The 24,597-nt window shown below is 38.2% G+C and carries 41 protein-coding genes; 32 read left to right on the top strand and 9 right to left on the bottom strand.

Annotated elements, in window-relative coordinates:
- The first annotated feature begins 32 nt into the window (after nt 1-32).
- The 30 genes from rpsJ to rplQ all read left to right on the top strand — a co-directional run bounded on the left by rpsJ (nt 33) and on the right by rplQ (nt 14,856).
- Nucleotides 33-338, top strand: a complete 306-nt coding sequence (gene rpsJ / locus AABJ51_RS12045; protein WP_026626968.1) for a 30S ribosomal protein S10 — start codon at nt 33-35, stop codon at nt 336-338.
- A gap of 24 nt (nt 339-362) precedes the next feature.
- On the top strand, nt 363-977 hold the full coding sequence (gene rplC / locus AABJ51_RS12040) for a 50S ribosomal protein L3 (RefSeq protein WP_026626969.1): 615 nt from the start codon (nt 363-365) through the stop codon (nt 975-977).
- Nucleotides 977-1,606, top strand: a complete 630-nt coding sequence (rplD, locus tag AABJ51_RS12035) for a 50S ribosomal protein L4 (protein ID WP_026626970.1) — start codon at nt 977-979, stop codon at nt 1,604-1,606. Before rplC ends, rplD begins: the two co-directional genes overlap by 1 nt.
- A gap of 10 nt (nt 1,607-1,616) precedes the next feature.
- On the top strand, nt 1,617-1,910 hold the full coding sequence (gene rplW / locus AABJ51_RS12030) for a 50S ribosomal protein L23 (protein ID WP_026626971.1): 294 nt from the start codon (nt 1,617-1,619) through the stop codon (nt 1,908-1,910).
- Between the two features lie 8 nt (nt 1,911-1,918).
- On the top strand, nt 1,919-2,743 hold the full coding sequence (gene rplB / locus AABJ51_RS12025) for a 50S ribosomal protein L2 (RefSeq protein ID WP_026626972.1): 825 nt from the start codon (nt 1,919-1,921) through the stop codon (nt 2,741-2,743).
- A 22-nt stretch (nt 2,744-2,765) separates the two neighbouring features.
- A complete protein-coding gene (gene rpsS, locus AABJ51_RS12020; protein ID WP_026626973.1) occupies nt 2,766-3,035 on the top strand; it encodes a 30S ribosomal protein S19 in 270 nt (89 codons plus the stop codon).
- A 47-nt stretch (nt 3,036-3,082) separates the two neighbouring features.
- On the top strand, nt 3,083-3,490 hold the full coding sequence (gene rplV / locus AABJ51_RS12015; RefSeq protein WP_338372742.1) for a 50S ribosomal protein L22: 408 nt from the start codon (nt 3,083-3,085) through the stop codon (nt 3,488-3,490).
- A gap of 9 nt (nt 3,491-3,499) precedes the next feature.
- Complete coding sequence (rpsC, locus tag AABJ51_RS12010) at nt 3,500-4,243, top strand: 30S ribosomal protein S3 (protein WP_026626975.1); 744 nt, start codon at nt 3,500-3,502, stop codon at nt 4,241-4,243.
- A gap of 21 nt (nt 4,244-4,264) precedes the next feature.
- Nucleotides 4,265-4,696 (top strand): 50S ribosomal protein L16, encoded by a 432-nt coding sequence (rplP, locus tag AABJ51_RS12005; protein ID WP_026626976.1) that lies wholly within the window; start codon nt 4,265-4,267, stop codon nt 4,694-4,696.
- Between the two features lie 5 nt (nt 4,697-4,701).
- Nucleotides 4,702-4,899: a 50S ribosomal protein L29 gene (rpmC, locus tag AABJ51_RS12000; RefSeq protein ID WP_026626977.1), complete on the top strand. Its 198-nt coding sequence runs from the start codon at nt 4,702-4,704 to the stop codon at nt 4,897-4,899.
- 9 nt (nt 4,900-4,908) lie between these two features.
- Nucleotides 4,909-5,166, top strand: a complete 258-nt coding sequence (gene rpsQ / locus AABJ51_RS11995; protein ID WP_026626978.1) for a 30S ribosomal protein S17 — start codon at nt 4,909-4,911, stop codon at nt 5,164-5,166.
- A gap of 2 nt (nt 5,167-5,168) precedes the next feature.
- A complete protein-coding gene (gene rplN, locus AABJ51_RS11990) occupies nt 5,169-5,534 on the top strand; it encodes a 50S ribosomal protein L14 (protein WP_026626979.1) in 366 nt (121 codons plus the stop codon).
- A 23-nt stretch (nt 5,535-5,557) separates the two neighbouring features.
- Nucleotides 5,558-5,875: a 50S ribosomal protein L24 gene (rplX, locus tag AABJ51_RS11985; protein ID WP_026626980.1), complete on the top strand. Its 318-nt coding sequence runs from the start codon at nt 5,558-5,560 to the stop codon at nt 5,873-5,875.
- The gene (rplE, locus tag AABJ51_RS11980; protein ID WP_026626981.1) at nt 5,875-6,432 is read left to right on the top strand and encodes a 50S ribosomal protein L5; all 558 of its coding nucleotides are present in this window, start codon (nt 5,875-5,877) and stop codon (nt 6,430-6,432) included. Before rplX ends, rplE begins: the two co-directional genes overlap by 1 nt.
- A 6-nt stretch (nt 6,433-6,438) precedes the next feature.
- Nucleotides 6,439-6,708: a 30S ribosomal protein S14 gene (gene rpsN, locus AABJ51_RS11975; RefSeq protein WP_026626982.1), complete on the top strand. Its 270-nt coding sequence runs from the start codon at nt 6,439-6,441 to the stop codon at nt 6,706-6,708.
- A gap of 68 nt (nt 6,709-6,776) precedes the next feature.
- A complete protein-coding gene (gene rpsH / locus AABJ51_RS11970) occupies nt 6,777-7,172 on the top strand; it encodes a 30S ribosomal protein S8 (RefSeq protein ID WP_026626983.1) in 396 nt (131 codons plus the stop codon).
- A gap of 18 nt (nt 7,173-7,190) precedes the next feature.
- On the top strand, nt 7,191-7,745 hold the full coding sequence (gene rplF / locus AABJ51_RS11965) for a 50S ribosomal protein L6 (RefSeq protein WP_026626984.1): 555 nt from the start codon (nt 7,191-7,193) through the stop codon (nt 7,743-7,745).
- 21 nt (nt 7,746-7,766) lie between these two features.
- Nucleotides 7,767-8,111: a 50S ribosomal protein L18 gene (rplR, locus tag AABJ51_RS11960; protein WP_026626985.1), complete on the top strand. Its 345-nt coding sequence runs from the start codon at nt 7,767-7,769 to the stop codon at nt 8,109-8,111.
- Nucleotides 8,112-8,116: 5 nt separating this feature from the next.
- Complete coding sequence (gene rpsE, locus AABJ51_RS11955) at nt 8,117-8,635, top strand: 30S ribosomal protein S5 (protein ID WP_026626986.1); 519 nt, start codon at nt 8,117-8,119, stop codon at nt 8,633-8,635.
- 20 nt (nt 8,636-8,655) lie between these two features.
- Nucleotides 8,656-8,832 carry a 50S ribosomal protein L30 gene (gene rpmD, locus AABJ51_RS11950; protein ID WP_026626987.1) on the top strand — a complete coding sequence of 59 codons (177 nt, stop codon included), beginning with the start codon at nt 8,656-8,658 and terminating at the stop codon, nt 8,830-8,832.
- Between the two features lie 29 nt (nt 8,833-8,861).
- Nucleotides 8,862-9,311, top strand: coding sequence for a 50S ribosomal protein L15 (gene rplO / locus AABJ51_RS11945; protein WP_026626988.1), 450 nt, complete (start codon nt 8,862-8,864; stop codon nt 9,309-9,311).
- Nucleotide 9,312: 1 nt separating this feature from the next.
- Nucleotides 9,313-10,638, top strand: coding sequence for a preprotein translocase subunit SecY (gene secY, locus AABJ51_RS11940; RefSeq protein WP_026626989.1), 1,326 nt, complete (start codon nt 9,313-9,315; stop codon nt 10,636-10,638).
- Between the two features lie 14 nt (nt 10,639-10,652).
- Nucleotides 10,653-11,435, top strand: a complete 783-nt coding sequence (gene map, locus AABJ51_RS11935) for a type I methionyl aminopeptidase (RefSeq protein ID WP_026626990.1) — start codon at nt 10,653-10,655, stop codon at nt 11,433-11,435.
- A 10-nt stretch (nt 11,436-11,445) separates the two neighbouring features.
- A complete protein-coding gene (gene infA / locus AABJ51_RS11930) occupies nt 11,446-11,664 on the top strand; it encodes a translation initiation factor IF-1 (RefSeq protein ID WP_026626991.1) in 219 nt (72 codons plus the stop codon).
- A gap of 11 nt (nt 11,665-11,675) precedes the next feature.
- A complete protein-coding gene (gene ykgO / locus AABJ51_RS11925; RefSeq protein ID WP_026626992.1) occupies nt 11,676-11,792 on the top strand; it encodes a type B 50S ribosomal protein L36 in 117 nt (38 codons plus the stop codon).
- 32 nt (nt 11,793-11,824) lie between these two features.
- On the top strand, nt 11,825-12,205 hold the full coding sequence (gene rpsM / locus AABJ51_RS11920) for a 30S ribosomal protein S13 (RefSeq protein ID WP_026626993.1): 381 nt from the start codon (nt 11,825-11,827) through the stop codon (nt 12,203-12,205).
- 9 nt (nt 12,206-12,214) lie between these two features.
- Nucleotides 12,215-12,604: a 30S ribosomal protein S11 gene (gene rpsK / locus AABJ51_RS11915; protein WP_026626994.1), complete on the top strand. Its 390-nt coding sequence runs from the start codon at nt 12,215-12,217 to the stop codon at nt 12,602-12,604.
- Nucleotides 12,605-12,712: 108 nt separating this feature from the next.
- Complete coding sequence (gene rpsD, locus AABJ51_RS11910) at nt 12,713-13,318, top strand: 30S ribosomal protein S4 (RefSeq protein ID WP_026626995.1); 606 nt, start codon at nt 12,713-12,715, stop codon at nt 13,316-13,318.
- Between the two features lie 7 nt (nt 13,319-13,325).
- Complete coding sequence (locus tag AABJ51_RS11905; RefSeq protein WP_026626996.1) at nt 13,326-14,318, top strand: DNA-directed RNA polymerase subunit alpha; 993 nt, start codon at nt 13,326-13,328, stop codon at nt 14,316-14,318.
- Between the two features lie 7 nt (nt 14,319-14,325).
- On the top strand, nt 14,326-14,856 hold the full coding sequence (gene rplQ, locus AABJ51_RS11900) for a 50S ribosomal protein L17 (RefSeq protein ID WP_338372740.1): 531 nt from the start codon (nt 14,326-14,328) through the stop codon (nt 14,854-14,856).
- Between the two features lie 91 nt (nt 14,857-14,947).
- Here rplQ and AABJ51_RS11895 read toward each other — a convergent pair whose 3' ends face one another.
- Nucleotides 14,948-15,628, bottom strand: coding sequence for a response regulator transcription factor (locus AABJ51_RS11895; protein ID WP_026626997.1), 681 nt, complete (start codon nt 15,626-15,628; stop codon nt 14,948-14,950).
- A 115-nt stretch (nt 15,629-15,743) separates the two neighbouring features.
- Nucleotides 15,744-17,132 carry a sensor histidine kinase gene (locus AABJ51_RS11890; protein ID WP_338372739.1) on the bottom strand — a complete coding sequence of 463 codons (1,389 nt, stop codon included), beginning with the start codon at nt 17,130-17,132 and terminating at the stop codon, nt 15,744-15,746.
- A 170-nt stretch (nt 17,133-17,302) separates the two neighbouring features.
- On the opposite strand from AABJ51_RS11890, the gene AABJ51_RS11885 reads away from it, so the two are divergent.
- Entirely contained in the window at nt 17,303-17,422 is a 120-nt protein-coding gene (locus tag AABJ51_RS11885) for a ComC/BlpC family leader-containing pheromone/bacteriocin (protein WP_084158571.1), read from the top strand.
- Between the two features lie 57 nt (nt 17,423-17,479).
- Here AABJ51_RS11885 and AABJ51_RS11880 read toward each other — a convergent pair whose 3' ends face one another.
- Both AABJ51_RS11880 and trmB read right to left on the bottom strand, forming a co-directional pair.
- Complete coding sequence (locus AABJ51_RS11880) at nt 17,480-18,589, bottom strand: Mrp/NBP35 family ATP-binding protein (RefSeq protein ID WP_320973949.1); 1,110 nt, start codon at nt 18,587-18,589, stop codon at nt 17,480-17,482.
- 14 nt (nt 18,590-18,603) lie between these two features.
- The gene (gene trmB, locus AABJ51_RS11875) at nt 18,604-19,386 is read right to left on the bottom strand and encodes a tRNA (guanosine(46)-N7)-methyltransferase TrmB (protein ID WP_320973913.1); all 783 of its coding nucleotides are present in this window, start codon (nt 19,384-19,386) and stop codon (nt 18,604-18,606) included.
- 631 nt (nt 19,387-20,017) lie between these two features.
- Between trmB and AABJ51_RS11870 the strand changes: the two genes are divergently transcribed.
- Nucleotides 20,018-20,296: a GNAT family N-acetyltransferase gene (locus AABJ51_RS11870; protein ID WP_026627001.1), complete on the top strand. Its 279-nt coding sequence runs from the start codon at nt 20,018-20,020 to the stop codon at nt 20,294-20,296.
- Nucleotides 20,297-20,375: 79 nt separating this feature from the next.
- On the opposite strand, the gene AABJ51_RS11865 is transcribed toward AABJ51_RS11870, so the two are convergent.
- From AABJ51_RS11865 to AABJ51_RS11845, 5 genes are all read right to left on the bottom strand, one after another.
- A complete protein-coding gene (locus AABJ51_RS11865) occupies nt 20,376-21,023 on the bottom strand; it encodes a DUF3256 family protein (protein ID WP_134436920.1) in 648 nt (215 codons plus the stop codon).
- A 66-nt stretch (nt 21,024-21,089) separates the two neighbouring features.
- The gene (locus AABJ51_RS11860; protein WP_338372738.1) at nt 21,090-21,989 is read right to left on the bottom strand and encodes an EamA family transporter; all 900 of its coding nucleotides are present in this window, start codon (nt 21,987-21,989) and stop codon (nt 21,090-21,092) included.
- A gap of 36 nt (nt 21,990-22,025) precedes the next feature.
- Nucleotides 22,026-22,814: a tRNA pseudouridine(38-40) synthase TruA gene (truA, locus tag AABJ51_RS11855; RefSeq protein ID WP_338372737.1), complete on the bottom strand. Its 789-nt coding sequence runs from the start codon at nt 22,812-22,814 to the stop codon at nt 22,026-22,028.
- A 28-nt stretch (nt 22,815-22,842) separates the two neighbouring features.
- On the bottom strand, nt 22,843-23,505 hold the full coding sequence (locus AABJ51_RS11850) for a DUF5715 family protein (protein ID WP_134436918.1): 663 nt from the start codon (nt 23,503-23,505) through the stop codon (nt 22,843-22,845).
- A gap of 139 nt (nt 23,506-23,644) precedes the next feature.
- Nucleotides 23,645-24,454 (bottom strand): alpha/beta hydrolase, encoded by an 810-nt coding sequence (locus AABJ51_RS11845; RefSeq protein WP_134436917.1) that lies wholly within the window; start codon nt 24,452-24,454, stop codon nt 23,645-23,647.
- Between the last annotated feature and the right edge of the window lie 143 nt (nt 24,455-24,597).

Here is a 24,597-nt window from a genome sequence, read left to right as displayed (position 1 = left end):
ATTTAAAATCAATTTATTAATTAAAAGACCATATGAGTCAAAAAATTAGAATCAAACTGAAATCTTACGATTACAACTTGGTAGACAAATCTGCTGAAAAAATCGTGAAAACAGTTAAAGCTACAGGAGCTGTGGTGAGCGGACCAATTCCTTTACCAACGCACAAACGTATCTTCACTGTGAACCGTTCGACTTTCGTAAACAAAAAGTCTCGTGAGCAATTCGAACTATCTTCTTATAAAAGATTGATCGACATCTATAGCTCAACAGCTAAAACTGTGGATGCTTTGATGAAACTTGAATTGCCAAGTGGGGTAGAAGTAGAAATTAAAGTTTGATAAATCAGTAAATTAATTAAAGAAATGCCAGGATTATTAGGAAAAAAAATCGGAATGACATCCGTTTTCAGTGCCGAGGGAAAAAATGTTCCATGCACTGTTATCGAAGTGGGTCCTTGTGTTGTTACTCAAGTTAAAACTGCAGAAACAGATGGTTATGAAGCTGTTCAGTTGGGTTTTGTCGATGCAAAAGACAAACATACAACTAAGCCTCTTGCCGGTCATTTCAAAAAAGCAGGAGTAGCACCTAAGAGACACTTGGCTGAGTTCAAAGGATTTGAAGGTTGCAAACCAGGCGATGAATTGAAGGTGGATCTGTTTGATGAAAACGGATTTATCGATGTTATCGGAACATCAAAGGGTAAAGGTTTCCAAGGTGTTGTTAAACGTCACGGTTTCGGTGGGGTTGGACAAGCTACTCTCGGACAACATAACCGTTTGCGTGCTCCGGGTTCTATCGGTGCTTGTTCTTACCCTGCTAAGGTGTTCAAAGGAACAAGAATGGGTGGACAAATGGGTAATGTACGTGTTACTGTACAAAATCTACAAGTAATTAAAGTGATCGCTGAGCACAATCTTTTGCTAGTAAAAGGTTCTGTTCCGGGAAGCAAAGGTTCAATCGTATTAATTGAAAAATAATGGAACTTAGTGTATTAAATATAAGCGGTAAAGATACCGGAAAGAAAGTATCGTTAGACGATGCGATCTATGGAATCGAGCCTAACGACCACGTTCTTTGGTTAGACGTAAAACAGTATCTGGCAAACCAACGCCAAGGTACTCACAAGTCTAAAGAAAGAAGTGAGATGTCTGGTAGTACACGTAAACTAATCAAACAAAAAGGTGGTGGTGGAGCCCGTCGTGGTGATATCAACTCTCCAGTATTGGTTGGTGGTGCTCGTGTATTTGGTCCTAAACCAAGAGACTACAGCTTTAAATTGAATAAAAAAGTGAAAGTTCTTGCTCGTAAATCAGCATTGTCTTACAAAGCGAAAGACAATCAGATCTTAGTAGTTGAAGACTTTAACTTCGAAGCTCCAAAAACTAAAGATTTTGTGGCATTAGCTAAAAATTTGCAAGTTGCTGATAAAAAGGTAGTTTTGGTTTTGCCTGATCAAAATAAAAACGTATATTTGTCGGCTCGTAATTTAGAACGAGTTAAAGTTGTAACTGCTTCTGATATAAACGCTTATACAATCTTGAATTGCTCAAGTCTTGTGTTGGCGGAATCTTCAGTTGCGGTAATTGATAAACTTTTAAAAGCATAAGGAGGTAAAAATGGGAATTTTGATTAAACCTATATTGACAGAAAAACAAACAGCGATCTCGGAAAAATTTCCTAACCGCTATGGTTTTCGTGTGACTCCAGATGCTAACAAAGCTCAAATCAAAGCAGCTATAGAACAAGTTTACGGAGTAAAAGTAGAAAGTGTAAATACCATCAACTATCCTGGAAAACGCAAAAGCCGTTTTACTAAAGCAGGTGCTGTTAATGGCAAAACTTCTGCTTACAAGAAAGCAATCATTACCTTGAAAGAAGGTGAAGTTATAGACTTTTTTAGTAATATCTAAATACAAAAATGGCAGTACGTAAATTAAAGCCCACAACACCGGGGCAAAGACACAAAGTTATTGGTACATTTGAGGAAATCACTGCTAGTGTGCCAGAGAAATCTCTTGTAGTCGGTAAGAGTGCTTCAGGTGGCCGCAACAATACCGGTAAAATGACCGTGCGTAACGTTGGTGGAGGTCACAAAAGAAAGCTGAGAATCATAGACTTCAAGAGAACAAAAGACGGAGTTCCTGCTACTGTTAAATCAATCGAATACGATCCGAACCGTTCGGCTCGTATCGCATTGCTTTATTACGTAGACGGAGCTAAAGCCTATATCATTGCCCCAACAGGCTTGGAAGTAGGTCAGACAGTGATGTCAGGTGCAGAAGCAGCACCTGAGATAGGAAATGCATTGCCTTTGGCAAATATTCCTATCGGTACAGTTGTTCATAATATCGAATTACGCCCGGGACAAGGAGCTAAAATGGCTCGTTCGGCAGGAGCTTATGCGCAGTTAACTTCTCGTGAAGGTATCTATGCTATCCTGAAAATGCCTTCGGGTGAAACACGTAAAGTACTATTAGCTTGTAAAGCTACAGTAGGAAGTGTTGGTAATTCAGATCATGCACTTGAAAGATCAGGTAAAGCAGGACGCTCTAGATGGCTTGGTCGTCGTCCACGTACTCGTGCGGTAGTAATGAACCCTGTTGATCACCCAATGGGTGGTGGAGAAGGTCGTGCTTCGGGAGGACATCCTAGATCACGTAATGGATTGTATACTAAGGGTCTTAAAACAAGAGCTCCTAAGAAACATTCTTCTAAGTACATTATTGAAAGAAGAAAGAAGTAACCTGATTAATTAAAAGAAAATTATGAGTCGTTCGTTAAAAAAAGGCCCGTATATTAATGTTAAGCTTGAGAAAAAAGTTTTGACTATGAATGAGTCAGGCAAAAAAGCTGTAGTTAAAACATGGGCAAGAGCTTCGATGATTTCTCCTGACTTTGTAGGTCACACCATCGCTGTTCATAACGGGAATAAATTTATACCTGTATATGTAACAGAAAACATGGTAGGTCACAAATTAGGTGAATTCGCTTTAACTCGTACTTTCCGTGGACACGGAGGTAACAAGAAAAGGTAATCTGAGCAAAGCCAAAATTTATTCAAAAAAAGAAACATTAATATAAAATGGGTAAGAGAAAAAGAATAGCAGCTGATGCTAGAAAAGAAACTAAACAAGCGGTTTCTTTAGCTAAGTTGAATAACGTTCCTACTTCGCCTCGCAAAATGCGTTTAGTTGCCGATATGGTAAGAGGTATGGAAGCGTTTAGAGCTCTTGGCGTTTTGAAATTCTCAAATAAAGAAGCATCTGCAAGAGTTGAAAAACTTTTGCGTTCTGCTATTGCAAACTGGGAAGCTAAAAATGAACGTAAAGCCGAGAGTGGAGAACTGTATGTGTCTTCGATTTATGTAGATGGAGGAGCGATGTTAAAAAGACTTCGTCCTGCTCCACAAGGTAGAGGTTACAGAATTCGTAAACGTTCGAATCATGTGACTATCGAAGTAGATGCACTTATTAATAAAAAACAAAATTAATTTAGCCAGATGGGACAAAAAATCAATCCGATAGCAAATCGTTTAGGTATCATTAGAGGATGGGATTCAAACTGGTATGGCGGTAAAAATTACGGTGATACTCTTTTAGAAGACAGCAAAATCCGTAAATACTTAAATGCCCGCCTGGCAAAAGCTAGTGTATCTCGCATAGTGATCGAAAGAACTCTGAAGCTTGTAACTATTACAGTATGTACTGCACGCCCCGGAATCATTATCGGTAAAGGCGGTCAAGAAGTAGATAAGCTGAAAGAAGAGCTAAAGAAAATTACAGATAAAGATATTCAGATCAATATATTTGAAATCAAAAAGCCAGAGTTAGATGCGGTTATCGTAGCTAACAATATTGCACGTCAGCTTGAAGGTAAGATCGCTTACCGCCGTGCAGTAAAAATGGCTATTGCTTCAACAATGAGAATGGGTGCAGAAGGTATCAAAATCCAAATCTCTGGACGTTTGAACGGTGCTGAAATGGCTCGTTCCGAAATGTACAAAGAAGGACGTACACCTCTACATACATTCCGTGCAGATATTGATTATGCACACGCTGAAGCTTTGACAAAAGTAGGTTTGCTCGGTATCAAAGTATGGATTTGCCGTGGAGAAGTTTACGGTAAGAAAGACCTTGCTCCTTCATTCGTAGCATCTAAAGATAACGCTTCTCAAAACAGAGGTGGCGATAATCGCAGATCTTCGGATTCAGGAAGAGGTTTCAAGAAAGGTAAGAGAAAATAAGAATTAAACATTTGAAAAAAGATGTTACAACCGAAAAAAACTAAGTTTAGAAGACAGCAAAAAGGTCGCATGAAGGGTAATGCTCAACGTGGCAACCAATTGGCTTTCGGTTCATTCGGAATCAAGACTCTTGATTCTAAATGGATTACCGGACGTCAGATCGAAGCGGCTCGTATTGCTGTAACTCGTTACATGCAACGTCAAGGACAAGTATGGGTACGTATCTTCCCTGATAAGCCTATTACTAAGAAGCCTGCCGAAGTGCGTATGGGTAAAGGTAAAGGTTCGCCAGAAGGATTTGTGGCTCCTGTTACTCCCGGAAGAATGCTATTCGAAATCGAAGGTGTGTCTTTTGAGGTGGCAAAAGAAGCATTGCGCTTAGCTGCTCAAAAACTACCCGTAACTACAAAATTCGTAGTACGTAGAGATTATGATTTAACTCAAAATTCTTAAGCACGATGAATATTGCAGAAGTAAGAGAATTGTCCGATAAGGATTTAGCAGACAAATTAGTGACCGAAAAAGCGGCACTAGATCAATTAGTTTTAAACCACAGTGTGACTCCATTGGATAATCCTGCTCAGATCAAAGTAAAGCGTCGTGATGTCGCTCGCATTTTGACAGTATTGCGCCAAAGAGAACTAAATAACAAGTAATAAGAGCTGATGGAAACTAGAAATTTAAGAAAAGAAAGAATCGGGGTCGTTTTCAGTAATAAGATGGAAAAAACCATTACTGTTGCTGTAAAATGGAAAGAAAAACACCCTATTTACGGAAAGTTCGTTAATAAAACGAAGAAATATCATGCTCACGACGAAAAAAACGAGTGCAATATCGGCGATACAGTTCGTATCATGGAGACTCGTCCTTTGAGTAAGCTAAAAAGATGGAGATTAATCGAAATAATTGAAAGGGCTAAATAATTATGATACAACAAGAATCTAGGTTAGCTGTAACAGATAACAGCGGAGCAAGAGAAGCTCTTTGTATCCGCGTATTGGGAGGCACAAGACGTCGCTATGCATCAGTTGGTGATGTGATAGTAGTTGCTATCAAAAATGTGATCCCTTCAAGTGATATTAAGAAAGGTGCTGTAACTAAAGCTATAGTTGTTCGTACTAAAAAAGAAGTACGTAGAGCTGACGGATCATATATCCGTTTCGACGATAATGCATGTGTGTTATTGAATGCAGCCGGAGAAATCAGAGGTAGCCGTATCTTCGGACCGGTTGCTCGTGAACTTCGTGCTACAAACATGAAGATCGTTTCATTAGCACCAGAGGTACTTTAATCAAAATTAATCCAGAAACGGTAATGAGTAAGTTACATATAAAGAAAGGCGATATCGTTTTCGTAAATACCGGAACAGACAAAGGTAAGACTGGCCGTGTTGTTAAAGTCTTAGTTGACAAACAACGTGCTATCGTAGAAGGTCTGAACATGGTAACGAAACATGCTAAGCCTAATGCGAAAAATCCTCAAGGAGGTAGAGAACAAGTAGAAGCTCCTATACATATTTCTAACTTGAATGTCGTAGACCCTAAAACAGGAAAACCAACTCGCGTTGGTCGTAAAGTTGTAGAAGGAAAAATAGTACGTATTTCTAAAAAATCAGGGGAGGTAATTAAATAATGAGCAATACAACAACTCTTAAGTCAGAATATAAAGACCGTATTGTTTCTTCTTTGATGAAAGAATTCGGTTATAAGTCGCCAATGCAGGTGCCTGTTCTTAAAAAGATTGTGATCAATCAAGGTCTGGGTATAGCTGTTGCCGACAAAAAAATTATAGAAACGGCTCTTAACGAAATGGCTACTATTACCGGTCAAAAGGCTGTAGCAACTGTTTCGAAGAAAGATATTTCTAACTTCAAATTGCGTAAGAAAATGCCAATCGGGGTAATGGTTACATTACGCCACGATCGTATGTATGAGTTCTTGGAAAGACTTGTGAAAGTTGCTCTTCCTCGTATACGTGACTTCAAAGGTATCGAAAGCAAGCTTGATGGCCGTGGTAATTATACACTAGGTATCCAGGAGCAAATCATTTTCCCTGAAATTAATATTGATTCAATCAATAAAATTCTGGGAATGAATATTACCTTTGTAACTTCTGCGAAAACAGATGAAGAAGGTTATGCTCTTTTGAAAGAGTTTGGACTACCATTTAAGAACGCAAAAAAAGATTGATATAAGATGGCAAAAGAATCAATGAAAGCCCGCGAAGTGAAGCGTGCAAAACTTGTTGCTAAATATGCAGCTAAGCGTGCACAGCTGAAAGCTGAAGGAGATTATGAAGGTCTTCAGGCTCTGCCAAAGAATTCGACACCTATCCGTCTACACAACAGATGTAGTATGACAGGACGTCCAAAAGGCTATATCCGCCAATTTGGAATTTCTCGTATTCAGTTCAGAGAAATGGCTTCTAAAGGCTTAATACCAGGAGTAAAAAAAGCAAGCTGGTAATCTATTAGAATTTTTTTTAGAATTAAATATTGTCCCGGAAGCCGGGATTAATTTAAATCAATTTAATAATGACAGATCCAATAGCAGATTATTTGACGCGTGTTCGTAATGCGATCATGGCTAAACACAGAGTGGTAGAGATACCAGCGTCAAATTTGAAAAAAGAAATCACAAAGATTCTTTTTGAAAAAGGCTACATTCTTAACTATAAGTTTGTAGAAGAAGGTCCTCAAGGCTCAATCAAAATAGCTTTGAAGTATGACCCGGTTAACAAAGTGAATGCAATTAAGAAGTTAATTCGTATTTCAACTCCAGGTCTTCGTAAGTATACAGGATACAAAGAAATGCCAAGAGTACTTAATGGTCTTGGTGTTGCTGTATTGTCTACCTCTAAAGGTGTTATGACTGACAAAGAAGCTCGCGACCTTAAAGTCGGTGGAGAAATTTTATGTTACGTTTATTAATTAAGAGGGAGGTATACTATGTCAAGAATTGGAAAATTACCTATAACTATCCCTGCGGGAGTAACCGTAACTGTGGATAATGATAATTTAGTGACTGTAAAAGGTCCTAAAGGTCAATTAACTCAGAGTGTAAATGCTGACATCAAAATAAATGTTGATGGAGGAGTTGTAACAGTTACACGTCCGAGTGATGAGAAAGAACATCGTGCGTTGCATGGTCTTTACAGAGCGTTAATCAATAATATGGTTATCGGGGTTTCTGAAGGATACCGTAAAGAATTGGAATTAGTAGGTGTAGGTTACCGTGCTTCTAATGCAGGTCAACAACTAGACCTTTCGGTTGGTTTTACTCACAACATTCACATGTTGCTGCCGGTTGAAATCAAAATTGAGACTAAGTCTGAAAGAAACAAAAACCCTTTGATCATTTTAGAATCTTGCGATAAAGAACTTATCGGGCTTGTATGTGCTAAAATCCGTTCATTCCGTAAACCTGAGCCTTACAAAGGTAAAGGGATCCGTTTTGTAGGTGAAGTGATACGTCGTAAGTCAGGTAAATCAGCAGGTAAATAATTTACATAAACTGTAATAATCATGACATCGAAGACAGATAGAAGAAATAAGATAAAATTAGGAGTTCGCAGCCATGTAAGTGGTACTGCAGAGCGTCCTCGTTTGACCGTATTCAGAAGTAACAAGCAGATATACGCTCAAGTAATTGACGATTTGGCCGGAAAAACTCTTGCATCTGCCTCTTCTCTTAAATTAGGAGAAAAAGCTCCTAAAAAAGAGATTGCAGCTAAAGTTGGCGAATTGGTGGCTAAAGCAGCACAGGAAGCTGGTGTTACAACTGTAGTATTTGACCGTAACGGTTATCTATATCACGGTAGAATTAAAGAATTAGCAGACGCTGCCCGTAATGGTGGTCTTAAATTTTAATAGAAATGGCAGGAGTTAATAATAAAGTAAAATCGACCAACGATATTGAATTGAAAGACAGATTGGTGGCTATCAATCGTGTTACTAAAGTAACAAAAGGTGGTCGTACATTCAGTTTCGCTGCTATCGTAGTTGTAGGAAACGAAGATGGCATTGTTGGCTGGGGCTTAGGTAAAGCCGGAGAAGTAACGACAGCCATTGCTAAAGGAGTTGAAGCTGCAAAGAAAAACTTAATCAAAGTTCCGGTATTGAAAGGTACTGTACCTCATGAGCAGATTGCTAAATTTGGAGGTTCGGAAGTATTTATCAAACCAGCTGCTCCCGGTACAGGGGTTAAAGCAGGAGGTGCGATGCGTGCCGTACTTGAAAGTGTTGGTGTAACTGACGTACTTGCAAAGTCTAAAGGTTCGTCTAACCCTCACAACTTAGTGAAGGCTACTATCGAGGCTTTAGGTGAGTTAAGAGATGCTTATACTGTTGCTCAAAACAGAGGTGTATCAATGGAAAAAGTTTTTAAAGGCTAATTCGCAAGGAGATTACAATTATGGCAACAATTAAAATTAAACAAGTTAGAAGCAGAATCAACTGCCCTAAAGATCAAAAGAAAACTTTGGATGCTTTAGGTTTGAAAAAGTTGAACAGAGTAGTTGAACATCCAGACAATCTTGCTATAAGAGGTATGGTTGCTAAAGTTCATCACTTAGTTTCTATAGTAGAGTAATAATCTGTAAAAGATAAAAATCTAAGAATATGAATTTATCTAATTTGAGACCCGCTGAAGGGGCTACTAAAACAAGAAAAAGAATTGGTCGTGGTACAGGTTCTGGTTTGGGTGGTACTTCAACTAGAGGTCATAAAGGAGCTAAGTCAAGATCAGGCTATTCTAAGAAGATCGGATTTGAAGGAGGTCAGATGCCTATTCAACGTCGTCTTCCTAAGTATGGCTTCAAGAGCATCAACCGTGTGGAATATAAGCCAATCAACCTAAGCACTCTTCAGGCTTTGGCTGATGCTAAAAACCTAACAAAGATTGATGTTCAGGCTTTGATCGACGCTGGTTTTGTTTCGTCTAAGCACTTAGTTAAAATATTAGGTAATGGTGCTGTTACTTCTAAATTGGAAGTAGTTGCTCATGCTTTTTCTAAGTCAGCAGAAGCCGCTATTCAGGCTGCAGGTGGAACCGCAACAAAACTAGACTAAGATGGGATTTGTAAAGACAATTGAAAATATATGGAAGATTGAGGATCTGCGCAAACGGATTCTCACTACTTTCTTTTTCGTAGTTATCTACCGCTTCGGGGCACATGTTGTGCTTCCCGGAGTAAATCCTGCTGATTTGGATGCTTTAAAGCATACTGCATCAGGAGGGCTGGTAGGACTATTGGATATGTTCTCAGGAGGTGCCTTTGCAAATGCTTCTATTTTTGCACTGGGAATTATGCCTTACATTTCGGCTTCGATTGTTATCCAGCTGTTAGGTATTGCATTACCATATTTCCAGAAATTGCAGAAAGAAGGAGAAAGTGGACGTAATAAACTAAATCAATATACCCGTTATCTGACAGTAGCTATATTGTTATTCCAAGGTCCTGCCTATTTGATGGGTGCTTTGGGTAGTGCTGCTCCCGGTGGGCTATGGTCATTCTATATACCTTCAACAATAATATTGGCCGGAGGTAGTATGTTTGTTCTATGGTTAGGAGAGCGTATTACGGATAAAGGTATTGGTAATGGTGTATCATTTATCATTCTTGTAGGTATTATTGCCCGTCTGCCTCATGCTCTAGTGAACGAGTTCATGTCTCGTTTGAGCGATCAGGCCGGAGGTTTGATAGTATTCCTGCTCGAAATAGTATTCTTGCTGTTTGTTATAGGTATAGCTATCTTATTGGTACAAGGTACTCGTAAGATTCCGGTACAATATGCAAAACGTATAGTTGGTAATAAACAATATGGTGGAGCTCGCCAGTACATTCCTCTAAAGGTGAATGCTGCAAATGTGATGCCTATTATCTTTGCTCAGGCAATAATGTTTATTCCGGTGGCTATTGCAGGATTTACTACTGCGGATCAGGCAGGATGGTTTATGCGTTCTATGACTGATAATACAAGTTGGTTATATTGTACAATATTTGCTTTGTTGATTATTTTATTTACATGGTTTTACACAGCAATTACAATTAACCCGGTGCAAATGGCTGATGAATTGAAGAGAAATAATGGTTTCATTCCTGGTATCAAACCCGGGAAAAAAACAGCTGATTATATAGATGACGTTATGTCTCGTATAACCTTGCCCGGATCATTATTCCTTGCATTGGTTGCAATCCTTCCTGCTTTTGCTAGTCTGGTCGGAATTAGCCGTGAGTTCTCTCATTTCTTTGGAGGAACATCATTGCTTATCCTTGTCGGGGTAGTACTGGATACTTTGCAGCAAATTGAGAGCCACTTGTTGATGCGTCACTATGATGGATTGTTGAAATCCGGAAGAATCAAGGGGCGCACTGGATCAATTGCAGCATATTAAGTTTAAAATAGATAATGATTTTTCTAAAGACAGACGAAGAAATAGAATTGATGCGTGAAAGTAACCGTTTGGTTGGCATGACTCTTGGTGAAGTTGCCAAGCACATCAAACCGGGGGTTACTACACTGCATCTCAATAATATTGCAGAAGAGTTTATTCGCAGCCATGGGGCTATCCCTTCATTTCTCGGATATAATGGATTTCCTTATTCATTGTGTATTTCGGTTAATGAGAATGTGGTTCACGGATTTCCTTCGGAATATATATTGAAGAATGGAGATATTATATCCGTTGATTGCGGAACCGAAAAAAACGGATTCTGCGGAGACTCAGCCTATACTTTTTGTGTAGGTGAAGTTGCGGAAGACGTAAAAAAACTTCTGAGAACAACAAAAGAATCTTTATACGAAGGAATAGCTAAAGCCGTAGAAGGTAACCGTATCGGAGACATTGGTGAGGCTGTTCAGATGTATTGCGAAAAAAAGGGCTTTTCTGTTGTCCGAGAATTAGTCGGTCACGGTATCGGTCGTAAAATGCACGAGTCACCTGAAGTTCCTAATTATGGAAGAAGAGGTACAGGTCCTCAGTTAAAAAGAGGAATGTGTATTGCGATAGAACCCATGATTAATCAAGGAAGTAAGAATGTCGTGTTCGAGAGTGATGGTTGGACTGTACGAACTAAAGATCGTAAAATGTCGGCACACTTTGAGCATACAGTTGCAATCCGTGAAGGTAAAGCAGATATTCTATCGACATTTGAATTTGTCGAGGCTGTATTAGGAAACAACGGAATCTAAAAAATAATTTATGGCTAAACAAGCTGCAATAGAACAAGATGGCGTAATTGTAGAAGCATTGTCAAACGCAATGTTTCGTGTAGAATTAGAAAACGGGCATGAGATCACTGCTCATATCTCGGGAAAGATGCGTATGCACTATATCAAGATTCTTCCCGGAGATAAAGTACGTGTGGAAATGTCTCCTTATGATTTGACTAAAGGTCGGATCTCTTTCAGATATAAATAAAAAAACAAGATATGAAAGTAAGAGCATCATTGAAAAAGCGTACAGATGATTGTAAAATCGTCAGAAGAAAAGGACGCTTATATGTAATCAACAAAAAAAATCCTAAGTACAAACAACGTCAGGGATAATTTTATTAATTTTGCAAAATATAATCTAGTATATGGCTATAAGAATAGTTGGTGTCGATTTACCGCAAAATAAAAGAGGCGAAATTGCCTTGACATATATATATGGTATCGGACGAAGTGCTTCTAATGCTATCTTGGCAGAAGCAGGTATTGATAGAGATCTTAAAGTAAAAGATTGGACTGATGATCAAGCGGGTACTATCCGTGAAATTATTTCTACTAAATATAAAGTAGAAGGGGATTTGAGATCAGAAGTTCAGTTGAATATCAAACGCTTAATGGATATCGGTTGTTACCGTGGAATTCGTCATCGTAATGGCTTGCCTCTGAGAGGACAAAGTACTAAAAATAATGCCCGTACACGTAAGGGTAGAAAGAAAACTGTTGCAAATAAGAAAAAAGCTACAAAATAATAGTTTGATATGGCAAAAAAAACAGTCGCAGCGAAAAAGAGAGTCGTTAAAGTTGATGCAGTCGGACAAGCTCATGTGCATTCTTCATTTAACAATATTATTATCTCTATTACAAATAGCGAAGGACAAGTGATCAGCTGGTCATCTGCAGGTAAAATGGGTTTCAGAAGTTCTAAAAAGAACACCCCTTATGCAGCTCAGATGGCAGCATCGGACTGTGCAAAAGTTGCATACGATCTTGGTCTTAGAAAAGTAAAAGTGTTTGTAAAAGGTCCGGGTAATGGACGTGAGTCTGCAATCCGTACAATACATGGTGCCGGAATTGAGGTAACAGAAATCGTTGATGTTACTCCACTTCCTCATAATGGATGTCGTCCTCCAAAACACAGAAGAGTTTAATCCCAATTTTAAAGTTTGAAACTTGAGTTGTGATTGATTGCAAAACACCCTCTCTGTAATCGCGGCTGCACAATTCTCGCTTCTTTTTAATGTATTAATTTAAAAAAAATGGCAAGATATACTGGACCAAAATCAAAAATAGCCCGTAAATTCGGTGAGCCTATATTCGGACCGGATAAAGTTCTTTCTAAGAAGAACTATCCTCCCGGACAACATGGTAACGGTAGAAAGAAAAAGACTTCTGAATATGGTATTCAGTTGCGTGAAAAACAAAAAGCAAAATATACTTACGGAGTGTTGGAAAAACAATTCCGTAACCTATTCGAAAAAGCTGCTCGCTCACGTGGTATTACCGGTGAGGTTCTTTTGCAATTCCTTGAAGCAAGATTAGATAATGTTGTATATCGTTTGGGAATCGCTCCTACAAGAGCTGCTGCTCGTCAGCTTGTTTCTCACCGTCATATCGTGGTTGATGGTAAGGTGGTAAATATTCCTTCTTATACATTGAAACCAGGTCAGGTGATAGGTGTTCGTGAGAAATCTAAATCATTGGAAGTGATTGATAACGCTTTAGCAGGATTTAACCACAGTAAATATCCTTGGGTTGAATGGGATCAATCTTCTAAAGCTGGTAAATTTTTACACTTGCCAGAAAGAGCAGATATTCCCGAAAACATCAAAGAACAGTTGATCGTAGAATTGTATTCTAAATAATAATTTCATGGCGATATTAGCATTTCAAAAACCCGATAAAGTATTAATGTTGGAGGCGGACAATTTCTTCGGAAAATTTGAGTTTCGTCCGTTGGAACCCGGCTACGGTATTACTGTAGGTAATGCTCTTCGCCGTATTCTCCTTTCTTCGCTTGAAGGTTTTGCTATTACTTCTATCAAAATCGACGGTGTTGAGCATGAGTTTGCCACAGTACCGGGGGTTATAGAAGATGTAACAAACATTATCTTGAATCTTAAAAAAGTAAGATTCAAACAAATAGTAGAAGAAATCGAGAATGAAAAAGTAAGTATAACTATTTCGGGTTCCGAAGTGTTCAAAGCTGGAGATATTGGTAAACACCTGTCCGGATTTGAGGTATTGAATCCTGATTTAGTAATATGCCACTTAGATTCCAGTGCAAACCTTCAGATTGAATTGACAATTAACAAAGGTCGCGGATATGTTCCAGCTGATGAGAACCGTAATCCGAATGACGATGTTAATGTTATCGCAATTGATTCTATCTATACTCCTATTCGTAACGTGAAATATGCGATAGAAAACTATCGTGTAGAACAAAAAACGGACTACGAAAAATTGGTTATAGAAATATCAACAGATGGGTCTATACATCCTAAAGACGCTTTGAAAGAAGCTGCTAAAATTCTGATTCATCACTTCATGTTGTTCTCTGATGAGAAGATCTTGTTAGAGCAAACAGAAACTGATGGAAACGAAGAATTTGATGAAGAAATACTTCATATGCGTCAGTTGTTGAAGAGCAAGTTAGTAGATATGAACCTTTCGGTGAGAGCTCTAAATTGTTTGAAATCAGCAGAGGTAGAGACTCTTGGTGAACTTGTTCAATTCAACAAGAACGATCTTCTTAAATTTAGAAACTTCGGTAAGAAATCTCTTACTGAACTTGATGAATTATTGGATAGCTTGAACCTGTCTTTTGGTTTAGATATATCCAAATATAAATTAGATAAAGATTAATTAAGCGATGAGACATAATAAAAAATTTAATCACTTAGGACGTACTAATACGCACAGAAATGCCATGTTGTCTAACATGTGTGCTTCTTTGATCTTACACAAGCGTATTTTTACTACGGTGGCAAAAGCTAAGGCTTTGAAGAAAGTTGTTGAGCCTATCATCACAAAATCGAAGGAAGATACAACTCATTCAAGACGTTTGGTTTTCCAAGAACTTCAAAGTAAAACTGCCGTAACTGAGTTGTTCCAAAACATTTCTCAAAAAGTAGCAGATCGTCCGGGAGGATATACTCGTATCATTAAAACAGGTAACCGTCTTGGTGATAACGCTGCAATGTGCTTTATTGAGTTAGTTGATTACAACGATAATATGGCTAAGGAAACTTCTAAAGCAGCTGCTAAACCTAAAACACGTCGTTCTAGAAAGAAAGCTGATGCTGATACAACAGAAGCTGTTCCTGCAGCTGAAGTTAAAGAGAAGGCTCCTAAAGCAGCTAAGGCTCCTAAAGCTGAAAGCGAAGATAAAACAGAAGAGTAATTATATCTGTCTTATAAGATAAAAAAGCATCCATTATTGGATGCTTTTTTGTTTTATTTGATATCTAATTTTTTATTAGGCGGGTTCAGGATTACTTGTTATCTATAAGTTTATATCCGACTTTAGAGATTGTAACTAAGTCTACATAAGGGTTTCCTTCCAGATATTTACGTATTTTGTGCGCCAGATTGTTTAGCGAGTGTTCTTTCTGGTAAACATCTTCTTCATTCCACAATATCCATACTATCTTTTCTTTAGTAACAACGGTGTTGACATTTTCACATAATAAGCGAAGGAATGCAGCTTCGGTTTTAGCTATCCGGATTTCATTGCCGTCCACTGATACAATCTGCTCCATGGGATTGAAAGAGAATCCGGAGAATACAAATCGTTTCTCGTTTGTTTCTACTACTCTGTTAAGCAGATTATTGATCCGTGCCAGAAGTTCTTTTGTTCCGTAAGGTTTCTTTTGATAGTCGACATATCTTAGCTTAAGCCCTCTTTCAACATCTTTGAAGTGCGTTTTCCCGGTTGTGAATATAATGGGTAGTGTTGGATAAACCATCCGAACGCTTTCTGCAACATCAAACCCGCTTATATTATCTTCCAGATCAACGTCCATTAATAATAAGTCAGCTAGATTCACTTCGAGTTCAGCTAACGCTTTTGCCCCTTTGTTGATGTGCTTCACTTCAAAGCCTTCAATCTCTAGATTTTCACAGAGCATATATGCTAAGTTCTCATCATCTTCTACTAATAATATATTTGCCATACTGCTTTATAAATAATAAAAAGTGCCTGTAAAAGTTTGCTTGTCAAAATATAAACAAAGATAATAAAGAAGTTCTTTTACAGCCTATACTCTGTTATGTATTTATAGGATATATTTAGCCATTAGTAGGTATTTTTATAGTGAATGTACTGCCTACGCTTACTTCACTCTCAACATCGATGATTCCTTTGTGCTTTTCGATGATTCTTTTAACATAGTTCAGCCCGATTCCATGACCTTTGATATTGGCGGTTTTGGCAACTCGTGTATATTTATCGAATATAACATTAAGATCGTCTGCAGCAATTCCCAATCCGTTATCTTTTACACTTATGCAGGTGTATGCTCCTTCTTCGTAGATTCTTATGTGTATATCAATTACAGCTTTCGAATATTTAATGGCATTTCCCAGTAAGTTAGAGACAACCTGTTCTATGTGAGACTGGTCAGCTATGATATACGGATTTTTTACTTCGTTCACCACATCTACATCTATTGGTTTGGTTGTAGTGTCCAGAGCTTCATCTGCCAGGTCATAAACAACTTTCACAAAATCAAACTCAGTTTTATTGACTTCGAAGATACCTTCATCGTCCATAGCCAAACTTAATAGCATTTCTGTTTTCTCTGTCATTTTTGTAATTTCCAGATCCGCTATTTTTAGTAATTTGGATCTGCGGTCTCTGTCTCCTATAATCTTTTCGTTATCTAAAGAGCTGACAGCTTGTTTTAGAACAGATAGAGGACGTTTAAACTCATGTGATACTTCAGAGAAGAAGTCGCTTTTTAAGTGCGCTAATTTGCGTTGTTTAGACAGTGTTTTCAATTGGAAATATAAACAGTAGATACAAACTAAGGACAGGAGGAGCGATAATACTAACATCCATGCCATTTGGGGATATATTTTACTCATCGGTTCGATCAGTACAATACGTAAGACTTTAGTCTGCTTTATATTTAACGGCAGATTTTTGGAAGACAGTATACTCGACGGATGAGCTGTTGCCGGAAGAGTTGTTTCCAGAACTTTATTTGTCGACAGATCCACGATCTCTACATAAAAGCGTAGATTTATATTATTACGTTTAAGAGCGGAAGCTACTTCCTTGCTCATTTCTACAAGATTGAGTGGGTGAGTCTGACTGATAAATTCTTCAATAGCCAGATTTAATATTGCAGATGGAGATATCTGTTCGGTGTTCTTGGGTAGACTGTCTTTCTTAAAAAAGACAACATTTTTACCTTGAATTGTATCCGGTACTTCCGGAGCATCATCAACCTTAATTTTAATCTTATTTTCTACATCTTTTTTTCCTGCATCAAGACGTTTATCTAGGCTGGTAGTATAAACTTCGTCTGTGAGTAAATTCAACTCACGTGTCAGAAGATTCATATTTGTCTGGAACAAACTATAAATAATTCCTGCCTGAAATAAAAAGATAAGTATCACGAATACTATTGATACCCAGGTTAATAATTTATCTCTGAATGATACATTTTCCATAAATATTGTTTATTCTTAAAGTAAAGATAAATATAAGAATATATTTTCGGTTATTGTAGCTAAATAGAATAATATATCAAGAGAAATATTAGAAAAATATTACAATTTAATTATAAACGATGTCGCAAAACCTTGCTTTTTTTGTACTAAACAAATAAATAATTAAGGTTATGAAAAAGACAGGATTGAATAATTTCAAACAATTGAACGCAAAAGAACTAAATAAGATTCAAGGTGGTATAAAATATTACATTGAAATTAATGGCTCAGTTGTTGTAGTAGAGATGTAAGTGATTGTTAAGAAATAATAAAAAGCGGTAGGATTTTTATATCCTGCCGCTTTTTGTTTATTTATGACTGACATCAACCTTTGTGGTTGGTGCTTTCTCTTTGTTTCTCTTGTCAACAGCAGTAACCAGATTGTCAGCTAGTACGCCGAATGCGGCTCCTGTAATCGAATTTTCGTTTAAAGCAACAGGGCTTCCATTGTCTCCTCCTTCACGTATGCTTTGTACTAAAGGTATCTGTCCTATCAGTTCAATATTCATTTCTTCAGCGAGGTTCTTAGCTCCATCTTTACCGAATATATAGTATTTATTATCTGGAAGTTCGGCAGGAGTAAACCACGACATATTCTCGACTATACCTAGAATAGGGACATTGACCTTATCATTGGTAAACATGTCTATACCTTTGCGGGCATCGGCTAATGCTACTTCCTGAGGGGTACTTACGACCACTGCACCGGTTATAGGTAATGTTTGTACCAGGGTCAGGTGTATATCACTTGTGCCGGGAGGGAAGTCTATTAAGAAATAATCGAGTTCACCCCAGTTGCCATCGGTGATTAGCTGTTTCAGTGCATTTCCGGCCATTGCTCCACGCCAGACTATTGCGCTTTCTTTCTTGACAAAGAAACCTATAGAAAGCATCTTAACCCCGTATTTTTCGATAGGAACAATGAGTTCTTTTCCATTTACCGCTTCCAGAAAGGGCTGATCGTCTTCTACATTAAACATTTTGGGCATGGAAGGTCCGAAGATGTCAGCATCAAGCAGCCCCACTTTATAGCCCTTCATGGCCAAAGCAACGGCAAGATTTGCAGTCACTGTACTTTTTCCAACACCGCCTTTTCCTGATGTTATTGCGATGATATTTTTAACATCCGGTAATAATTTTGCAGGTTCTGCCTTCGGTAATTCTTTTGTTAAAACTTCGATATTTCCCTTGATTTCGACATCGGGATCGACGAAAGTAAGTATGGCAGTTTCGCATGCTTTTACCACAGATTTGATAAAAGGATCATTCGGTTTTTCAAAAACTAACGAAAAACTCACTTTTTTCCCATCAATATGGATATCATCTGAAACAAATCCCATTTCGATAATATCTTTCCCTGTTCCGGGGTAACGCACATTTTTCAGAGCGTCTAATATAAGCTTAGGATATATGTTTATGCTCATCTTTTTTATTATTTAGTTGATTCGTCTTGTTTCGATAATTGTTTGCTCAGTGTCTGGGAATTATTACGCCCAAAACTACGGTAGCTGTCTTGTTCTATTTCTATCTCAGGTTCAGTCCATTCTGCTTTGTCGATACACTCAAATTTAATATACTTTATCGTTAATCCCCGTGCAATCCATTGCTGCTCGTAGTAGGTTTTAATACCTAGAATTTTATCCTGAAGATCCGATGCGTATAAATTATCATTGCGGAATAATACAGGCAACTCGTTTGTATCGACCATCGCCGATGTATATGTAAACATAAAATTGCTGTCAGTTTTTAAATGAATGACTCCTTCGGGTTTCAGAAACTTACGATAGAGTTTCATGAAGCGAGTTGATGTCATGCGTTTATTGACTTTGGTCATTTGAGGATCGGGGAATGTTATCCATATTTCCGAAATTTCCGATGGCGCAAAGAAATTCTCAAGTAATTCGATATGTGTTCTCAGGAAAGCGACATTCGAAAGCGATTCTTCCAACGACTGTTTTGCACCTGTCCACATACGTGCACCTTTTATATCGATGCCTATAAAATTTTTTTCAGGGAATAGTTTCGCAAGGCCAACCGAATATTCTCCTTTGCCGCATCCCAGTTCAAGAACTATGGGGTGGTCATTTTTAAAGAATTGTTCATTCCATTTGCCCTTCATCTCAAACCCTTTTTCACGTAGTACCGAAAACGGGTATTGAAATACATGAGGATATTCTTCCATATTGGCAAACTTAGCCAGCTTATTTTTTCCCATTACAAATCGAAATAAGGTCGCAGACCTGTTTATTTATTATTAAAGTTATAAGTTTTGTTTGTCCTTGTTTATCAGTTGCCTAAATGAAAAAGGTGACAAAAGTTACACCAAATTTGTCCGTTTCTCACCGTTGCTTTTATCCCTCTGTCCCCTAAAAGGGATTTTACTGCCGTCAGGGTAAACCTCTCTGGGTTTGGGATTATTTTCCAAAAGGTAACAAAAGTTACATTTTTTATATTCACTTTTTCGGATGATACTTTTTTCGGCAATCTCATTCCCTTTTTATTGACTGATAATTGATTTACGCCAACTGTTCAAAGAACTCATCTAATAGATAAAATACTGTAAACATACCTCGTTAATCATAAACAAAGATACGGCAAAAGATGTAATTCTGGAAAAGGGATATGTGAATAACCGAATTATCTCTCAAAAGTATCTGATATCGATATCTGGCAATATTATAAAAAGGACTGAGACCTTAATTCTAAAAAGCCGAAAACCTTAAAACCAAATAGAGGTCAGTTTTGTTTATAAATAATAGTAAATATTTAATGATGTATTTTGAAGCTATAATCTGCTGTTGCTGTTATGCTTGCAAAGTCAATAAATAGGTCAGAGACCTTAATCTATGGAATATAAGATTGTAAATAATGTCACGAATAGCCGTATTGAAGCCAAGCTCGATACGGAAGTTATAGGATTGGTCGATTACGAATTGACTGATGAGAAAGTCATGATTGTACCTCATACCGAAGTTAATACTAAATACGAAGGGCAGGGTATAGCCGGAGCTATGACCAAAGCTCTTCTGGACTTTGCCGAAACAAACGGATACAGGGTGCTGCCTATTTGCCCATATACGAAAACGTATATCGACCGACATCCCGAATATCACAAGTTACTGTAGTAGGGGGCAAATTTAGAGACTTACCGACATATAGCTTGCATTCGCTATAATGTCGGATGGAGCTAAAAAAATAGAGACTTTATTGTTTTTCTTTGTATGCGAATTTATTCCATTCGAAAATTTTAGGCTCTGTGTTTAAATAGGGTTGTATAGCTTTGTAGTCATCTGCTGCCAGATAATTTTCTAACTGGTATTCAACTGTAATGTTTTTGTCCTTTTCTGAAAAGTTGTATGTTACAGGAGTCATATCAACTGGAGCACTTGCATTCACATAATCAACCGAATTGCGGTCAATATCCTTCTTCAGAAAGGAATCTTTGTTTATTGTCGGAAATAACGTTGATTTATCCAATGGCTGCCACGATGTTGTATAAAAATCGATACGGCTGTCGCAAAGATCTCCGCAAACCGTGGTGATAACTCCTACTATATTGGTATTGTTTACTAATGGCAATAGTTTGATTTGAAGAGTGCCTGCGTCGGAAGTTTTCAATGAAATATAATCGTCCGAATAAGCCAGTCTTTCAATCGAATCTCCTACCGCGTTTATTACAAATACTTTCTTTTCGATAGAATCGGTTTCGGCAACAGCCAGTTCTTTCTTCTGATCCACTGTTACGCCTATTGTCATGTTGTCGGGCATTGTTACAACAAGAGCAGCAATGTCCTGAGCTTTTGTACTAATCAAAGGAAGAAGTATAAATAGTGCTGATAGTATCTTTTTCATATTTAAAATAATCTGATCTGAATTAATAAGAGAGTAGCTCTCTCCATGGATAATGAGCTTACGCCCCTATTTTGTACCCAAATATAGGAAAAACATCCCTATTATTATCAAAACTAAATCGATAGCTTTCCCTTTTAAGTTTTTTTCATGGAAGAACAATACTCCTCCGATGAATGATACGACAACTGATCCCCGGCGAACCATAGAGACAATCGAAATCATAGCATCCGGATCAGCCAAAGCATAGAAATATACAAAGTCTGCTATTGTCAGAAAAAGGGAGACTAATAGTATGCTCCATTTCCATGAAAACGGAGTTGATTTTTCCCTCTTTGGATACCATAGAATGATAAGCACAACAAACATCATGATGCATTGATACAGGTTATACCAAAACTGAACAGCTGTGGAACTGAACTTCTGCATGAGGTATTTATCATATAATCCGCTGATTGCTCCAAGAACAGCGGCAATGAAGATAAACAGAATCCATTTGTTTTGCCGGAAATTTATACCTTCTTTCTTTCCTGTAGCCGAGAGTAGAAAAAACGAAACGATAGTGAGCAAAACTCCGATCCATTGATACAGGTTGAGACGTTCTCCGAATATAAGAAGAGCTCCTACAAGTGTCATTACAGGGCGGGTTGCATTAATAGGGCCTGTTATGGTAAGCGGAAGATGTTTGGTGGCGAAATATCCGAATATCCACGATGAAAGTACAATGATGGATTTCAGGATAATGTATGCGTGTGCTTCCAGCGTGACCGTCGGTACATAATATATTGTGCCGCTTAAGGTTTCTTCTGAAAAACGGGAAATCAAAAACAGCGGCGATAACAGCAGCGTACAGAAAAGAGTGTTGAGAAACAATACGGGAATGACCGCATTGCTGTGCACCGACATCTTTTTGTTTATATCATAACATCCTAAGAAAAAAGCCGAAACAAAGGCTAAAGCTAACCACATAATCAGAAGATTGTATTTTAAAGGTATATTTTTATGTTACAACAGGTCTTGTCTGTTATAATAAAAAGGTCTGTGATCTTTATTCAAAAATAAGTGTGAAGGATATTCTATCTCATCCAAAAATAAGGCTTGCGCAGGAACTGATAATCCGGCGGCGCCCCGGTCTTTCGATTCTATAATGCGCCGCATTCCCTGTTCGTCCAGTTTGCCTCGTCCCGCCTCAATCAAAGTGCCGACAATGGCACGTACCATGTTTCGGAGAAATCGGTTTGCCTTGATCGTAAATACATAGTCGTCATCCTGCCGTATCCATTCTGCCTGCATAATGGTACAGTTATTCGTTTTAACGTCTGTATGCAGTTTACTGAAGCTGGTAAAATCCTCATATTCGAAAAGTACCTTGGCGCATCGGTTCATCCTGTCGATATCCATGTTGCCATGTACCTTATATTTGAATGGATGCATAAACGGATCTTTGCGAGTGGTCACATAATAGCGATACAATCTGGATGTGGCATCAAAACGGGCGTGTGCGTCACTGGTCACCGGAACAATATCATATATCACAATATCATTGGCAAGTATCCGGTTCATTTTGTCTTTGAGTACTTCCGTGTCTTCTACACTTCCGTCGAAGTGGGCTACCATCCGTCGCGAATGTACTCCGGCGTCGGTGCGTCCTGCTCCTACAATCGGAGTAGTAGTTCTAAGTAGTGTCGACAGAGCTTTTTCTATTGATTCCTGTACGGCCAGCCCGTTCGGTTGGGTCTGCCATCCGCAATAGTTTGCTCCATTATATGCCAGATATATAAAATAGCGATTCATCCCAAAATGGTTTATCTGAAAGCAAGCCTTATCGTACTGTTATATGAAAACAGGCCTGCTTGCGCTCATGTACTATGTAGCATTTATCTCTTTCTCTCAGGTCGTGTAATACCTGAGCTAATATTAACTTCAATTTATCTACGCTGACATCGTTGGTTCCGCTTACTCCTATTTTCTGAAAACGTTTCCACGAAATGTCAAATGTTGTTCCGTAAGTGTGAGCCGAATTGTCGCTTGCGTTACGGTTCCGTTTAGTCAATCCTGTAACATCTTCCTGCGTGCGGGTGATGCTGGTTATGATAGGTTTGTAATAAGGCAGCTTTTTGGACTTAAGAGAATCCCTGAAATTGGCACAGATCTGAATAAGCAGAGCCGACGCATCGGGAACCAGATAAGGCACGGAATGAGTTAGCTTGTCTATTTTATACAGATTCAGCTCCATCGGTAACCTCACCATGTCTTTTACATGTTTGGCTGTGTCTTCCCTGTTTATCATCGGGGTGATACCTTTAGCCATTGCTGCCGACAAATGCTTTTCGGGCATATCGTTGAAGGTTTTATAATCACCTCGAAACCGAGTGTACACCTTCGGTATACTTTCTTCGGTCTTTTCTGCTTCTTTGTCCTTGTTTTTACATGCGAATATGCTTAATGCAAGCATAGCATATATAATAGTCTTATATACAAACATCAATAAAAAAGAATGTGTAAAAATCATTTTGTTCGGGGGACAAAAATAGCAATAAAAATGGGGAATAAGACATTACCTCTATGCCTTTCTGTCCTTAAAAGGTGACAAAGGTTACAAACGTTACCCTGTTTCTGAAACTTTATTGCTTCTCATGTTTTCTGATCCAGTCGATGGCCAGATAGCAGCCGGGGGCATACACTGCTCCATGGTCAAACCCTTCGAGTTCGTATAGAGTAACATCTTTATGCCCTACTGCTTTCAGTATGGCATATAAATGTGCATTCTCTTCATAACGGGCTGTCATCTCAAGATTTTTATCACCTGTAATAAGCAGAATTGGTGATGCTTCTTTCCGTGCATGGCTGATAGGTGCATATTCATCTATATATGGAATGTCGTAAGGTAAGCCCCGTTCTTTTTTTATAGTGAAGTGGGTATTGGTTTGTCCGCTGATGGGTATAAACCCTTTTATGCGGTCTGCATCAATTCCGTATTTATTCAGATAAGATTTGTCAAGCCCGACCATCAGAGCAAGGTATCCTCCCGCAGAATGTCCGGATACATAAATTTTTTGAGGATTTCCTCCAAATGATTCTATATTACGGAATACCCATGCTATTGATGCGGCTGCATCATCGATATATGACGGATTGGTTGCTTTTGGGCTTAGCCGGTAGTTGACGGCGATAACTGCCATTCCTTTGTCTTTCAGTTCCTGAGGAATATCCTTTCCTCCACCTTCCAGTCCTCCTCCATGAAACCATACGATGGTTGGATAGTCTTTTTTGTCAGTAGGATAATAGATGTCGAGTTTACAACGATCTTTCTTATATGGATCTTTTTCGGTCTCCGATATATAAGAAATGTCTTTCTTTAATTCATAATTCTGGGAGAATCCGGTGAGGTTTACCGAAAGTAGTAACAGGAAGAGGATGAAATTTTTTTGCATAATATTTAAAATATGGTGTATCCGGCCAGATACAGGTTAAGTATATCTTCTTCGATAAAGATAAATATTATTGATTAAGCTTAGCCCGATTTTGCGGAAATAAACTTTCCTTCTATTTAATACTGAGAATAACTTCGTTAAAC

Source organism: Indolivaga capnocytophagoides (assembly GCF_036511535.1).
GTDB lineage: Bacteria > Bacteroidota > Bacteroidia > Bacteroidales > Dysgonomonadaceae > Dysgonomonas_A > Dysgonomonas_A capnocytophagoides.
This window is presented reverse-complemented; position numbering and strand designations above follow the sequence as displayed.